This is a genomic window from Paracoccus yeei ATCC BAA-599 (genome assembly GCF_000622145.1).
GTDB lineage: Bacteria > Pseudomonadota > Alphaproteobacteria > Rhodobacterales > Rhodobacteraceae > Paracoccus > Paracoccus yeei.
Genome location: NZ_JHWH01000013.1, coordinates 83999 through 96367 on the forward strand (window position 1 = coordinate 83999; position 12369 = coordinate 96367).

Here is a 12369-nt window from a genome sequence, read left to right on the forward strand (position 1 = left end):
AGGCTTGCCTTATACCCAGCGATGCCAGCGAGGACATGATGGGCGGCGAGATAAGCTTTCTGCTGAACAATACCGAGATCCGCCTGACCGAGGCGGGGTCGCGCGACACGCTTCTGGATTTCCTGCGGCTGAACCGCCGCCTGACCGGCACCAAGGAAGGCTGCGCCGAAGGCGACTGCGGCGCCTGCACCGTCTTGGTCGGCCGGCTGCACCACGGCGCGCTGCGCTATGAACCGATCAACGCCTGCATCCGCTTCCTGGCGTCGTGCCACGGCTGCCATGTGGTCACGGTCGAGCATCTGCGCGGCCCGGACGGCGGCCTGCACCCGGTCCAGGCGGCGATGGTCGAACACCACGGCAGCCAGTGCGGCTTTTGCACGCCGGGCTTTGTCATGGCGCTTTACGGGCTGTGGATGCAAAACCCGCGCCCCGACATGCTGGCCATCGAAACCGCGCTGCAAGGCAACCTGTGCCGCTGCACCGGCTATGAGCCCATCGTCAAGGCGGCCTTCGCGGCCTCCGAGGCGGGCGGCCAGAACTTCGACGCGCTGACCGTCGAACGCGACCGCGTGACGGCGGCGCTGGCCGCGATCCCGGCCGAGCGGGTCGAGGTCGCGCGCGGCGAAGACCGCGCCATCCTGCCCGCCGATGCCGCCGACCTGGCGGCGGTGCTGGCCGACAATCCCAAGGCCACCATCGTCGCCGGGGCGACCGACGTGGGCCTGTGGGTGACGAAATTCCTGCGCGACATTTCGCCCGCCGTGTTCATCGGCCATCTGGCCGACCTCAAGCACATCCACATCACGCCGGGCCATATCACCATCGGCGCGGGCGTCACCTATACCGAGTTTGAGCCCTTTGTCCTGCAGCATTTCCCCGAGGCGCTGGACTATTGGCGCCGCATCGGCGGCTGGCAGGTCAGGAATGCCGGCACCATCGGCGGCAACGTCGCGAACGGCTCGCCCATCGGGGAAACCCCGCCGCTGCTGATCGCGCTGGGGGCCACGGTCCGGCTGCGCAGCACCGAGGGCACGCGCGAGGTCGCGGTCGAGGATTACTTCATCGACTACGGCAAGCAGGACCGCCGCCCGGGCGAGTTCGTGGAATCGGTCACCGTGCCGCTGAAGGGCGACGCGCGCATCGCGGCCTATAAGGTCAGCAAACGCCACCACGCCGACATCACCGCATCCGCCGCCGCCTTCCGGGTGGAAACCGACGGGGCGACCATCACCTCTGCGCGCGTGGCCTTCGGCGGCATGGCCGCCACCCCGAAACGCGCCGCCCGGGCCGAGGCCGCACTGAAGGGCCAGCCCTTCACCGCCGAAACCTTCGAGGCCGCCGCGCAGGCTGTCGGGGGCGACTTCCAGCCGCTGTCCGACTGGCGGGCCACGGCCGAATACCGCCAGCACCTTGCCGCCAACTTCTTCCGCCGCTTCTGGCTTGAACAGTCGGGCGCGGAACACCGCCTGAGGAGGGTCGAATGAAACAGGACGTTTTCGTCAAGGGCGCCGCCCATACGTCTATCATCCACGACTCGGCCGTCAAGCACGTGACCGGCCGCGCCGACTATACCGACGACCTGCTGGAGCCCGTGGGCACGCTGCACGGCTATCTGGGCCTGTCGTCGGTCGCGCATGGCCGCATCACCGCGATGGACCTGGATGCCGTGCGCGCCGCGCCGGGCGTGGTCTGCGTCCTGACGGCCGAGGACATCCCGGGCATGAACGACATCAGCCCGAACGGCCATCACGACGATCCGGTCTTTGCCACGCCCGAGGTGCATTTCCTGGGCCAGCCGATCTTTGCCGTCATCGCCGAAACCCGCGACCAGGCGCGGCGCGCCTGCACCCTGGCCCGCGTGGAGTATGACGAACTGCCCTTTGCGCTGGACGCCATCGGGGCGCGCGACGCGGGCCTGGGCTATGTGACCAAGCCCCTGAAGCTGGCGCGCGGCGACATGGCGGAACTGGACCGCGCACCGCGCCGCCTGTCGGGCCGGCTGACCGTCGGCGGGCAGGAGCACTTCTATCTGGAAAGCCAGATCGCCTTTGCCATCCCGGGCGAGGACGACGATGTGATCGTCCACACCTCGACCCAGCACCCGTCCGAGGTGCAGCACATGGTCGCCCATGTGCTGGGCATCCCCTCGAACGCGGTCGTCGTCAACGTGCGCCGCATGGGCGGCGGCTTCGGCGGCAAGGAATCGCAGATGAACATCTTCTGCGTCACCGCCGCCCTGGCCGCGAAAAAGCTGCACCGCCCGGTCAAGATCCGCCCCGACCGCGACGACGACTTCCAGATCACCGGCAAGCGGCACGACTTCGTCATCGACTACAATGTCGGCTATGACGAAAGCGGCAAGATCCATGCGGTGGATGCCGATTTCTACGCCCGCTGCGGCTTTTCGGCGGACCTTTCGGGCCCCGTCACCGACCGGGCGCTGTTTCACGCCGACAACGCCTACTACTATCCGGCCGTGGAACTGCGCAGCCACCCGATGCGCACCAACACCTGCTCGAACACCGCCTTCCGCGGCTTCGGCGGTCCGCAGGGCGTCGTCATGGCCGAGCGCATCGTCGAGGACATCGCCTATGCGCTGAACCGCGACCCGCTGGAAATCCGCAAGCTGAACCTCTACCGGAACGGCCAGCTGACCCCCTATCACCAGGAGGTCGAGGACCAGATCCTGCCGCGCATCTTCGAGGAACTCGAGGCCAGCAGCGACTATCACGCCCGGCGCCAGGCGGTGCTGGACTGGAACGCGCGCGCCGAACGCGAGGGCGGCGCGATCCGCAAAGGCATCGCCCTGACCCCGGTCAAGTTCGGCATCAGCTTCACCGCGACCTGGTTCAACCAGGCGGGCGCGCTGATCCACATCTATACCGACGGCTCGATCCACCTGAACCACGGCGGGACCGAAATGGGTCAGGGCCTGAACACCAAGGTCGCCCAGGTGGTGGCCGAGGCCCTGGGCGTCGACATCGACCGCATCAAGATCACCAAGACCACGACCGAAAAGGTCCCGAACACCTCGGCCACGGCGGCCAGCTCCGGCTCGGACCTGAACGGCATGGCGGCGCTGGATGCCTGCCGGCAGCTGATCGAACGCCTGACCGCCTTTGCCGCCGAGGCCAAGAAGGTCGCCCCAGAACTGGTCAGCATCGGCGAGACGGTGCGGATCGGGGACGAGGAGATTCCGTTCCAGGACTTCATCAACACCGCCTATCTGGCACGGGTGCAGATGTCGGCCGCGGGGTTCTACAAGACACCCAAGATCCACTGGAACCGTGACACCGGACAGGGCCGGCCGTTCTATTACTACGCCTATGGCGCCGCCTGCTCCGAGGTCTCGGTCGACACGCTGACCGGCGAATATGTCATCGAACGCGCCGACGTGCTGCATGACGTGGGCCGCAGCCTGAACCCTGCGCTCGACAAGGGTCAGGTCGAGGGCGCCTTCGTCCAGGGCACCGGCTGGCTGACCACCGAGGAGCTGTGGTGGGACGCCAAGGGGCGGCTGCGCACCCACGCGCCCTCGACCTACAAGATCCCGCTGGCATCCGACCGGCCCAAGGTCTTCAATGTGGCCCTCGCCGACTGGTCGGTGAACCGCGAAAACACCATCAAGCGGTCCAAGGCCGTGGGCGAGCCGCCCTTCATGCTGGGCATCAGCGTCTTCCAAGCGCTGAACATGGCGGTCGCCAGCTTCAACGGCTATCGCGAAAACCCGCGCATCGACGCGCCCGCGACGCCCGAACGCGTGCTGATGGCGATCGAGGCGCTGCGATGATCCGCGTCCTGGTCACCCATACGCGCGGCTCGACCCCGCGCGAGGCCGGGGCCGAGATGATGGTGTCCGAGACCACGACCATCGGCACCATCGGCGGTGGGCAGCTGGAATACATGGCCATCGACCGCGCCCGCCAGATGCTGGCGCGGGGCGAGCTTACCGCCCGGATGAACGTGCCGCTGGGCCCCGAGATCGGCCAGTGCTGCGGCGGCCGGGTCGAACTCGCGCTGACCCGCAGCGACCGGATGCCCACCCATCCCGACCATCCGCAGGTCCTGATCTTCGGCGCGGGCCATGTCGGCCGGGCGCTGTCCCGCGCCCTGTCGCTCCTGCCGCTGCGCCCGATCCTGATCGACCAGCGGGCGCCCGAAATCGCGCAGGCGCCGGGCGAAAGCCGCCTGACGCCCCTGCCCGAGGCCGAGATCCGCCACGCCCCCTACGGCACCAGCCATGTCATCCTGACCCATGACCATGCGCTGGACTTCCTGCTGGCGGCCGAGGCGCTGCGCCGCATGGACGCGCCCTATATCGGCATGATCGGCTCCAAGACCAAGCTGGCGCAGTTCCGCCGCTTTGCCCGCGCCCAGGGGCTGGACACCGACCGGCTGACCTGCCCCATCGGCGCCGGCTACAGCCATGACAAGCGCCCCGAGGTCATCGCCGCCTTCACCGCCGCCGAAATCATCGGCCGCCTGACCCAGACCGTTTCCTTGTTGAACAAATACCCATGCGACAGCTGATCCGGGGGCGTACGCTCTCCTTCCACGCCGACCCCGTGGAAACCGAAGACGCCTTCACCTATCACGAGGACGGCGCCGTCATCACCCATGACGGCCGGATCGAGGCCGTAGGCGATTACGCCGCCCTGCGCGGCCTGGGCCTGCCCGAAATCGACCACCGCCCGCACCTGATCCTGCCCGGCTTCATCGACACCCATATCCATTTCCCGCAGGTGCAGGTGGTGGCAAGCTGGGGCGCGCAGCTTCTCGACTGGCTGAACACCTATACCTTCCCCGAGGAAAGCCGCTTCGCCCAACAGGGCCATGCCCCGCAGATGGCCGAGCATTTCCTGAACCTGCTCCTTGCCCATGGCACGACAACGGCGGTCGCCTTCTGTTCGGTCCATCCGCAATCGACTGATGCGCTGTTCTCTGCCGCCGACCGCCGCAACATGGCGATGATCGCCGGCAAGGTGATGATGGACCGCAACGCCCCCGAAGGCGTGCTGGACACGCCGCAACAGGGCTATGACGACAGCAAGGCGCTGATCGCGAAATGGCACGGCACCGGCCGCCAGCGCTATGCCATCACCCCGCGCTTCGCCATCACCTCGACGCCCGAGCAGATGGAGATGACCGGCCAGCTGGTGCACGAACATCCCGATTGCCACATCCAGACGCATCTGAGCGAGAACAGGGACGAGATCGCCTTCACGCTCAGCCTCTACCCCAAGGCGCGCGATTACCTGGACATCTACGAAACCTACGGCCTCTTGGGCGACAAGATCCTGCTCGGCCATTCCATCCATCTCGAGGAACGCGAGATCGCCCGCATGGCCGAGACCGGCAGCCATCCGGTGTTCTGCCCGACCTCGAACCTGTTCCTGGGCTCGGGTCTTTTCGACGAAGGCGGCCTGCGGGCGCGCGGCATCTCATCGGGCATCGCCACCGACATCGGCGGCGGCACCAGCTATTCCATGCTGCAAACCCTGAACGAGGGCTACAAGATCCTGCAGCTGCGCGGCCAGAAACTGCACCCCTTCGCAGCCTTCCACTGGGCGACGCGCGGCAATGCCTGCGTGCTGGGGATGGAGGACGAGATCGGCACCCTGGCCCCCGGCTCGATGGCCGACCTGGTGGTGCTCGACAGCCGCACGACGCCCGCCATGGCGCTAAGGATGGAACGTGCCACGACGCTCGCCGAGGAGCTGTTCATCCTGCAGATCATGGGCGACGACCGCAGCGTGGCCCAGACCTATGTCGCAGGCCAGCCCATGCTGGACCGGCCGTCCGCGACGCCCTGACCCGCCCGACCCGGCGTCACAGGTCGATCGTCACGGCGCCGATGGGGCGGGAACAGCAGGCCAGGATGTAGCCCGCCTCGATGTCCTCGTCGGTGATGCCGCCGTTGTGGACCATGTGGACCTGCCCCGACAGCTTCTGCACCTGGCAGGTGCCGCAGATGCCCATGCCGCAGCCCGACGGGATCGGGATGCCCGCCGCGCGCGCGGTCGCCAGGATCGTCTCGGTTTCGGCCGCGCGGGCGGTCTTGCCCGAGGCGGCGAAGGTCACCTCGGCCAGGGCGCCGTCCTGGGGCACGATGTCCTCGGGCACCGCCTCGGCCTGGGCCGGGGGACCGCCAAAGCTTTCCTGGTGATAGCGGGCCATGTCATAGCCCAGCCCGTGCAGGATGTCGCGCACCGCCTGCATGAAAGGCTCGGGCCCGCAGCAATAGACGTCGCGCTCCAGATAGTCGGGCGCGATCAGCCCCAGCATCAGCTGGTTGAAGATGCCGCGATACCCGGTCCAGGGGCGATAGGGATCGGGCGCCTCGACGATCCATTTCAGGTCGATGCCGGCAACGCGGGTCGCCATATGCTCCAGACGCTCGCGGAAGATGATCTCGGACGGGCGGCGCGCGCAGTTGACGAAGACGATGTCCGGGTCGCGCCCGGAATCGTACAGAAAGGTCGTCATCGACATCATCGGCGTGATGCCCGACCCGGCCGAGATGAACAGATACTTCTCGGCCGGCGCCCGCATCATCGAAAAGGCGCCCGCCGGCCCCCTGGCGCGGATGCGCATGCCCGGCCGCAGATGGTCGAACATCCAGCGTGTCCCGACGGAGTCGCGCTGCGCCTTGACCGTCACCGTCAGCGAGGTCGGCCGCGACGGCGAGGACGAGATCGTATAGGTGCGATGCACCGCGCCTCCGGGCAGGGGCAGTTCCAGCGTCAGGAACTGCCCCGGCTCATAGCTGAACAACGCGCCGGTGGGGCTGCGAAAGCAGAAGGTCATCACATCCGGCGCCTCTTGCAGGAACGAGGCGCATTCCAGTTCTTCCGCGTCGCTCCAGAAGGCCAGGGTCGGTTTCACCAGCGCGTTCATGGTCACTCGGCCGCCATGCGCTGGGGCGCGAGCGCGCGTTCCATCCAGTCGGCATACCAGTCGATGAACTGGACCACGCCGCTTTCCCAGTCCGGCGAATAGGGACCGGGCACATAGGCGGGCGAGAAGATGCCCTCCTGGTTCGTCTCGACGATCTCGCGATCCTCGTCGTTGGTGGCGATCCAGACCTCGGTCAGGCGCTTCAGGTCATAGTCCACGCCCTCGACCGCGTCCTTGTGGACCAGCCAGGTGGTCGTGACCTCGGTCTCGGTCGGGCTGATCGGCATGACGCGGAAGGTCAGTGAATGGTCGGGCAGGAAATGGTTCCAGGTGCTGGGATAGTGGAACATCAGCAGCGACCCGGCATCGGGCTTGGCGACGCGGCCCAGCTGGCGGGCGACAGCGGCCTTGCCGTCCATGGTGTAGCTGACCGCGGTTTCCTGCAGCGGCATCCGCGCCAGGCGGAACTGCCCGTCGCCGCCCAGCAGGAACTGCGCCGGCGCGCCCGCCGCCGCGCAGGCGTCGAAGTGGTTCTGCAGCCGGGCCGAGATCGAGCCATCGGCCGAAACGCCCGCGACCTCGGGGTCCAGCGGGAAGGACCGGCACAGCGCCGGGTGGTTGCCGCTGCAATGATAGCATTCGCGGTTGTTTTCCCAGACCAGCTTCCAGTTGCCCTTCTCGACGATGGTCGAGGAATAGGCGACCTTGGCGTCGGTCAGGTCGTGGACGGCCAGGTAGGGCTCGGCCGCGCGGGCGAATTCGTCGAAATCCGGCGGGTTGTCGGCCAGGCAGACATAGATCAGCCCGCGCAGGTTCTTCAGCGCGACCGGCTTCAGCCCGTGCTGGCCGGGATCGAAGTCGGGCCCCATGTTGCTGGCCCAGACAAGCTTGCCGTCCAGGTCGTAGGTCCACTGGTGATAGGGGCAGACCAGCTTGGCTACCTGGCCCTCGCGCGCCTTGCACACGATCGAGCCGCGATGCCGGCAGGAATTGTGGAACGCCCGGATCTCTCCGTCGCGGCCCTTCACGATGACGACGTTATAGGCGCCGATCTTCAGCGTGGCATAGCTGCCGGTCTTGACCAGCTGGCAGGCCGGGATGGCGAACAGCCAGTCGCGATAGAAGATGTTTTCCAGGTCCAGCTGATAGACCTCGGGCGAGGTATAGAAGGGCTGCTCCAGCGCGTGGCCGGGCGTGCGGCGGGCCAGAAGATCGTGGATCGAGGGTTGGGTGGCGGACATGGCGGCTTCCGGGTTGGGGTTGATCTGGGGCCGATGGTGGCGCAGGCCGGGCTTTCTTGACAACGGCAGAAAAATTCATTCGGATTATCTCAGATAAACCCAGACCGGCGGAAACCCGTGCCCAGGCCCTATAATTTCTCGTCCATGACCGCGCTGATCTGTTTCGAGGCGGCGGCGCGCAACGCCAGCTTCAAGGTGGCGGCGCAGGAAATGAACGTGACGCCCGCCGCCGTCAGCCACCAGATCAAGGCGCTGGAACAGGATCTTGGCTGCGCCCTGTTCATCCGCCGGCACCGCGGGGTCGAACTGACCGAGCGGGGCGCGGTCCTGCTGGTCTCGCTGCAACGCAGCTTCGAGACGATCTCGGACACCGTCAGCCGGCTGCGCGACCGCCCCGACGCGGTGGACGTGACCATCCGCACGACCACGGCCGTCAGCGCGCTGTGGCTGACCCCCAAGATCACCGCCTTCTGGAAGATCCACCCCCGGATCACCGTTTCGCAGATCATCAGCGACGTGGCCGGGGCCTCCAGCCGGCACGACATCAGCATCGGCTATGCCACGCCCGAAGGAAACGGCGATGACTGGCGCGAGATCTTTCGCGACCGCATCCTGGCCTATGGCACGCCGCGCTTTGCCCGGGACCACGCCATTCGCGGCGTGCGGGACCTGCTGGCCGCGCCGCTGGTCCACATGAGCGATGACCGCAGCGGTTGGACCGGCTGGGGCGACTGGTTCCGGGAACTGGGCCTGCCGCAGCCGTCGGGGCGCAGCTTCTTTGTCAACAACCACATGATCGCCCTGCAGGCGGCCGAGGACGATGTCGGCGCGGTCTTGGGCTGGGAGGGGCTGATGACCCGCGCCGTCCAGGGCGGCCGGCTGGTCGCGCTGGTTCCCGAGGGCATCCCCTCGCCCGTGGCCTTTTCGCTGCGGCTCAATCCGCGCGCCTCGGCCAAGGCCCGGTTGTTCGCCGACTGGCTGGTGCAAAGCGCCTAAGGCCGGGCGGCGCTAGAGCCGGCCCAGGCTTTCGGGCAGAAGCACGGTAAAGCGGCTGCCCTGCCCCCTGGTGCTTTCGATCCGCAGCCGGCCGCGGTGGCGGTGGACGATGTGCTTGACGATGGCCAGGCCCAGCCCGGTGCCGCCCTTGGCGCGCGACCGATGCGTGTCCACCCGATAGAAGCGCTCGGTCAGGCGCGGCAGGTGGCGCGCCTCGATCCCCTCGCCCCGGTCCTCGACGGTGACGGCCCAGGCCGGGCCACGCACTACCGGCTCATGCTCGATCCGCTCCAGGCTGACGATGACCAGCCCGCCGCTGGCGCCGTATTTCACCGCGTTCTCGACCAGGTTGTGAAACACCTGCACCAGCTGGTCGTTGTCGCCCGGCACCACGGTCGGGCCCTCGATGCCGCGGCTTTCCAGCCGGACGCCGACGGCCTCGGCGGCCGGGCTCAGCGCAGCGACCGTGCCGCGCAGCAGGGCCGCCAGATCGACGCTTTCGACCGGCCGGCGGCGCTTGTCCTGTTCGACCCGGCTCAGGGACAGCAGATCGCCGATCAGCCGGTTCATGCGCCCCGCCTCGCGCTCCATGATGTCCAGGAAGCGGTCGCGCGCCGCCTCGTCGTTGCGGGCCGGGCCGCGCAGGGTCTCGATGAAGCCCAGAAGCGCGGTCAGCGGCGTGCGCAGCTCGTGGCTGACGTTGGCCACGAAGTCGCGGCGCATCTGCTCGGTCTCCTCGTCGCGGGTGCGGTCCTCGATGGCCACGGCGGCCCCGCCCTTGCCGCCCAGCGACAGGGGCGTCACCGTCACTTCGCAAAAGACGCTGCGCCCCTCGGCGGGCAGGGTCGCGTTCAGCCGCGCGCGCTCGGCCCCCGCCAGCACCGATTCCAGCGCGGCGTTGATCTCGGGATGGCGCAGCACGGTGACGAAGGGCCGGGCCGAGGGGATCGGGCCCAGCAGCGCCTCGGCCGCGTCATTGGCACCGACCAGCCGGGCGTTGCGGTCCGTGACCAGCATGGCGATCGGAACGGCGCGCAGGACCTGGCGCAGCGCCTCGGGCGTCATGGCCGGGCCGGGGCGGCCAGTCCCTGGCGGAACCGCACGGCGTTGCGCCGGTAGCCCTCGGCCGATTTCAGCAGCCGCGCGCGCGCCTCGGCGTCCAGTTCCCGCACGATCCGCCCCGGCGCGCCCATGACCAGAGAGCCGGGCGGGATCTCCTTGCCCTCGGGGACCAGCGCCCCCGCCCCCACCAGCGAGCCCGCGCCGATCCGCGCCCCGTTCATGACGGTGGCGCCCATGCCGATCAGCACGCCGTCCTCGATGGTGCAGCCGTGCAGGATAGCGCGGTGGCCGATGGTGCAATCCGCGCCGATGGTCAGCGGATGGCCCATGTCGGTGTGGCAGACCGTCAGGTCCTGCACGTTGGACCCGCAGCCGACCCGGATCTCCTCGTTGTCGCCGCGCAGGACGGCGCCGAACCAGACGCTGGCGCCCGCCTCCAGCACGACGCGGCCCATCACCTGCGCGTCGGGCGCGACCCAGGCGTCCCCGGCGATCAGCGGCACGATGCCGTCAAGTTCCCAGATCATGGCGTTCCTCCTCCATCAGGGCGCGCACAAAGGGGCCAAGCCCCACCTGCCGGGCGCGGCGCATCCGCTCGGCCATCAGGATGGTCTGCAGGGCGCGCGTGCTGTCGTCGATGTCGTGGTTGACGATGACGTAATCGTATTCGGCCCAATGGCTGATCTCGTCCCGGCTTTTCTGCATCCGCGCGGCGATCACCTCGGGCGTGTCCTGCTGGCGCGCGATCAGCCGGCGCTCCAGCTCGGCCAGGCTGGGCGGCAGGACGAAGACCGACACCACATGCGCCCCCAGGCTCGAAGCCCGGATCTGCTGGCCGCCCTGCCAGTCCACGTCGAACAGCGTGTCGCGCCCGGCCAGCATCGCCTGCTCGATGGGCTGGCGCGGGGTGCCGTAAAGATTGCCGAAAACCTCGGCATGCTCCAGCATCTCGCCCGCCGCGACCATGGCGCGGAACTGCTCCTTGCTGCGGAAATAGTAATGGTCGCCCTCGACCTCGCCCGGACGCGGCGGGCGCGTCGTGGCCGAAACGGAAAACCGCAGGCTCGGATCCCAGGCCATCAGCCGCCGCGCCAGCGTCGATTTCCCCGCCCCCGAGGGAGAGGAAAGGATCACCAGAAGCCCGCTGCGTTCCATCCTGCCGATCCCCTGCCTGTGCCTTGCGGCGCCTGAATGGCGCAGGCGGGGCACCGGGGTCAAGGGCCGCGCCCCGGCGCCGGCCGATTTTAACCATCGGTCGAGAATTCGCTCGGAACCGGTGAACAAAGAGTTTAGATTTCGACAGGCATCACGAGTTCTTTCGACGGTTGGATTGGTCACGACATGGCTGAGGACGATGGCCCGGGCGGCGCGCAGGATACGGTTCTGCCGACGCCCAACCCGCAGGACGACGGCGGCAAGCTGCTGCGGCTGGCCGATTTCGAACCTGTCCAACCTGGCCGCATCGTCGCGGAACTGCGCGCCTATTGGGACGGGCTGCGCCAGGGCCGCGCCATCCCCGCCCGCGCCGATGTCGAACCCAAGGGCATGCGCCGCGCGCTGGACTATGCCTTCATCCTGGAACGCATCGCGCCGGGGGCCGCGCGCTTTCGTCTGGCCGGGCGCCACCTGATCGACCTGATGGGGATGGAGGTGCGCGGGATGCCGGTCTGTTCCTTCCTGAACACCGGATCGCGCGGCCGGCTGTCGGACGTGCTGGAAAGCGTGTTCCGCGGGCCCCAGATCGCGCTGCTGCACCTGGACAGCCCCGCCACATACGGCCGGCCCGCGATGGCCGGGCAGATGGTGCTCCTGCCGCTGCGCTCGGACCTGGGCGACATCACCCGGGCCCTGGGGTGCCTGGTGGCCGAGGGTCAGGTCGGCCAGGCGCCGCGCCGTTTCGACCTAGTCTCGGACGAGGTGATGCCGGTCATCCCCGGCGCCAGGGTGATCGAGCCCTCGGCCTCGGCCACGGGCTTTGCCGAACGCCCCGCCGCCTGGCGCGGCAAGGCCGAACCCGAGGCGCCCGCCCCGGCCAGCCCCTCGACCCCCGAGGAGCGCCGCGCCCGCTTCCGCATCGTCAGCACGACCGAACCGCCCCGGCCCCGCCGGCCCCGGACATAGGCCCGACTTCTGCGACAGGAAAAAGGCGGCCGGATCGCCCCGGCCGCCCTGT

Annotated in this window: 11 protein-coding genes; 6 read left to right on the forward strand and 5 right to left on the reverse strand. The window is 68.4% G+C overall.

Annotation, left to right across the window (positions count from 1 at the left end; translation table 11 throughout):
• The first annotated feature begins 38 nt into the window (after positions 1-38).
• Genes xdhA through guaD form a run of 4 tightly spaced genes read left to right on the forward strand, consistent with a single transcriptional unit; the run spans position 39 to position 5813 of the window.
• Positions 39-1484: a xanthine dehydrogenase small subunit gene (gene xdhA, locus BU28_RS0108400; RefSeq protein ID WP_028719075.1), complete on the forward strand. Its 1446-nt coding sequence runs from the start codon at positions 39-41 to the stop codon at positions 1482-1484.
• Positions 1481-3790, forward strand: a complete 2310-nt coding sequence (gene xdhB / locus BU28_RS0108405; RefSeq protein ID WP_028719076.1) for a xanthine dehydrogenase molybdopterin binding subunit — start codon at positions 1481-1483, stop codon at positions 3788-3790. The genes xdhA and xdhB overlap by 4 nt, the downstream gene beginning before the upstream one ends.
• Positions 3787-4530, forward strand: coding sequence for a xanthine dehydrogenase accessory protein XdhC (gene xdhC, locus BU28_RS0108410; RefSeq protein ID WP_028719077.1), 744 nt, complete (start codon positions 3787-3789; stop codon positions 4528-4530). The genes xdhB and xdhC overlap by 4 nt, the downstream gene beginning before the upstream one ends.
• The gene (gene guaD / locus BU28_RS0108415) at positions 4518-5813 is read left to right on the forward strand and encodes a guanine deaminase (RefSeq protein WP_028719078.1); all 1296 of its coding nucleotides are present in this window, start codon (positions 4518-4520) and stop codon (positions 5811-5813) included. Before xdhC ends, guaD begins: the two co-directional genes overlap by 13 nt.
• 16 nt (positions 5814-5829) lie before the next feature.
• Here the strand turns inward: guaD and BU28_RS0108420 are convergent, their stop codons facing one another.
• Entirely contained in the window at positions 5830-6897 is a 1068-nt protein-coding gene (locus BU28_RS0108420; protein WP_028719079.1) for an FAD-binding oxidoreductase, read from the reverse strand.
• 2 nt (positions 6898-6899) lie between these two features.
• Positions 6900-8138, reverse strand: a complete 1239-nt coding sequence (locus BU28_RS0108425; RefSeq protein ID WP_028719080.1) for an aromatic ring-hydroxylating oxygenase subunit alpha — start codon at positions 8136-8138, stop codon at positions 6900-6902.
• A 117-nt stretch (positions 8139-8255) separates the two neighbouring features.
• Here BU28_RS0108425 and BU28_RS0108430 point away from each other — a divergent pair, with 117 nt between their 5' ends.
• Positions 8256-9134, forward strand: coding sequence for a LysR family transcriptional regulator (locus tag BU28_RS0108430; protein WP_028719081.1), 879 nt, complete (start codon positions 8256-8258; stop codon positions 9132-9134).
• Positions 9135-9146: 12 nt separating this feature from the next.
• Here the strand turns inward: BU28_RS0108430 and BU28_RS0108435 are convergent, their stop codons facing one another.
• The 3 genes from BU28_RS0108435 to gmk are packed head-to-tail and all read right to left on the reverse strand — an operon-like array spanning position 9147 to position 11351.
• Positions 9147-10199 carry an ATP-binding protein gene (locus tag BU28_RS0108435; RefSeq protein WP_028719082.1) on the reverse strand — a complete coding sequence of 351 codons (1053 nt, stop codon included), beginning with the start codon at positions 10197-10199 and terminating at the stop codon, positions 9147-9149.
• A complete protein-coding gene (locus BU28_RS0108440) occupies positions 10196-10723 on the reverse strand; it encodes a gamma carbonic anhydrase family protein (protein ID WP_028719083.1) in 528 nt (175 codons plus the stop codon). Before BU28_RS0108440 ends, BU28_RS0108435 begins: the two co-directional genes overlap by 4 nt.
• The gene (gene gmk / locus BU28_RS0108445; protein ID WP_028719084.1) at positions 10707-11351 is read right to left on the reverse strand and encodes a guanylate kinase; all 645 of its coding nucleotides are present in this window, start codon (positions 11349-11351) and stop codon (positions 10707-10709) included. The genes BU28_RS0108440 and gmk overlap by 17 nt, the downstream gene beginning before the upstream one ends.
• Positions 11352-11537: 186 nt before the next feature.
• Between gmk and BU28_RS0108450 the strand changes: the two genes are divergently transcribed.
• Positions 11538-12317 carry a PAS domain-containing protein gene (locus BU28_RS0108450; RefSeq protein ID WP_028719085.1) on the forward strand — a complete coding sequence of 260 codons (780 nt, stop codon included), beginning with the start codon at positions 11538-11540 and terminating at the stop codon, positions 12315-12317.
• Positions 12318-12369: the final 52 nt, after the last annotated feature.

Coding starts and splice junctions, on each gene's coding strand:
- xdhA (WP_028719075.1), top strand. CDS start 39: ATGGGCGGCGAGATAAGCTTTCTGCTGAACAATACCGAGATCCGCCTG.
- xdhB (WP_028719076.1), top strand. CDS start 1,481: ATGAAACAGGACGTTTTCGTCAAGGGCGCCGCCCATACGTCTATCATC.
- xdhC (WP_028719077.1), top strand. CDS start 3,787: ATGATCCGCGTCCTGGTCACCCATACGCGCGGCTCGACCCCGCGCGAG.
- guaD (WP_028719078.1), top strand. CDS start 4,518: ATGCGACAGCTGATCCGGGGGCGTACGCTCTCCTTCCACGCCGACCCC.
- BU28_RS0108420 (WP_028719079.1), bottom strand. CDS start 6,897: ATGAACGCGCTGGTGAAACCGACCCTGGCCTTCTGGAGCGACGCGGAA.
- BU28_RS0108425 (WP_028719080.1), bottom strand. CDS start 8,138: ATGTCCGCCACCCAACCCTCGATCCACGATCTTCTGGCCCGCCGCACG.
- BU28_RS0108435 (WP_028719082.1), bottom strand. CDS start 10,199: ATGACGCCCGAGGCGCTGCGCCAGGTCCTGCGCGCCGTTCCGATCGCC.
- BU28_RS0108440 (WP_028719083.1), bottom strand. CDS start 10,723: ATGATCTGGGAACTTGACGGCATCGTGCCGCTGATCGCCGGGGACGCC.
- gmk (WP_028719084.1), bottom strand. CDS start 11,351: ATGGAACGCAGCGGGCTTCTGGTGATCCTTTCCTCTCCCTCGGGGGCG.
- BU28_RS0108450 (WP_028719085.1), top strand. CDS start 11,538: ATGGCTGAGGACGATGGCCCGGGCGGCGCGCAGGATACGGTTCTGCCG.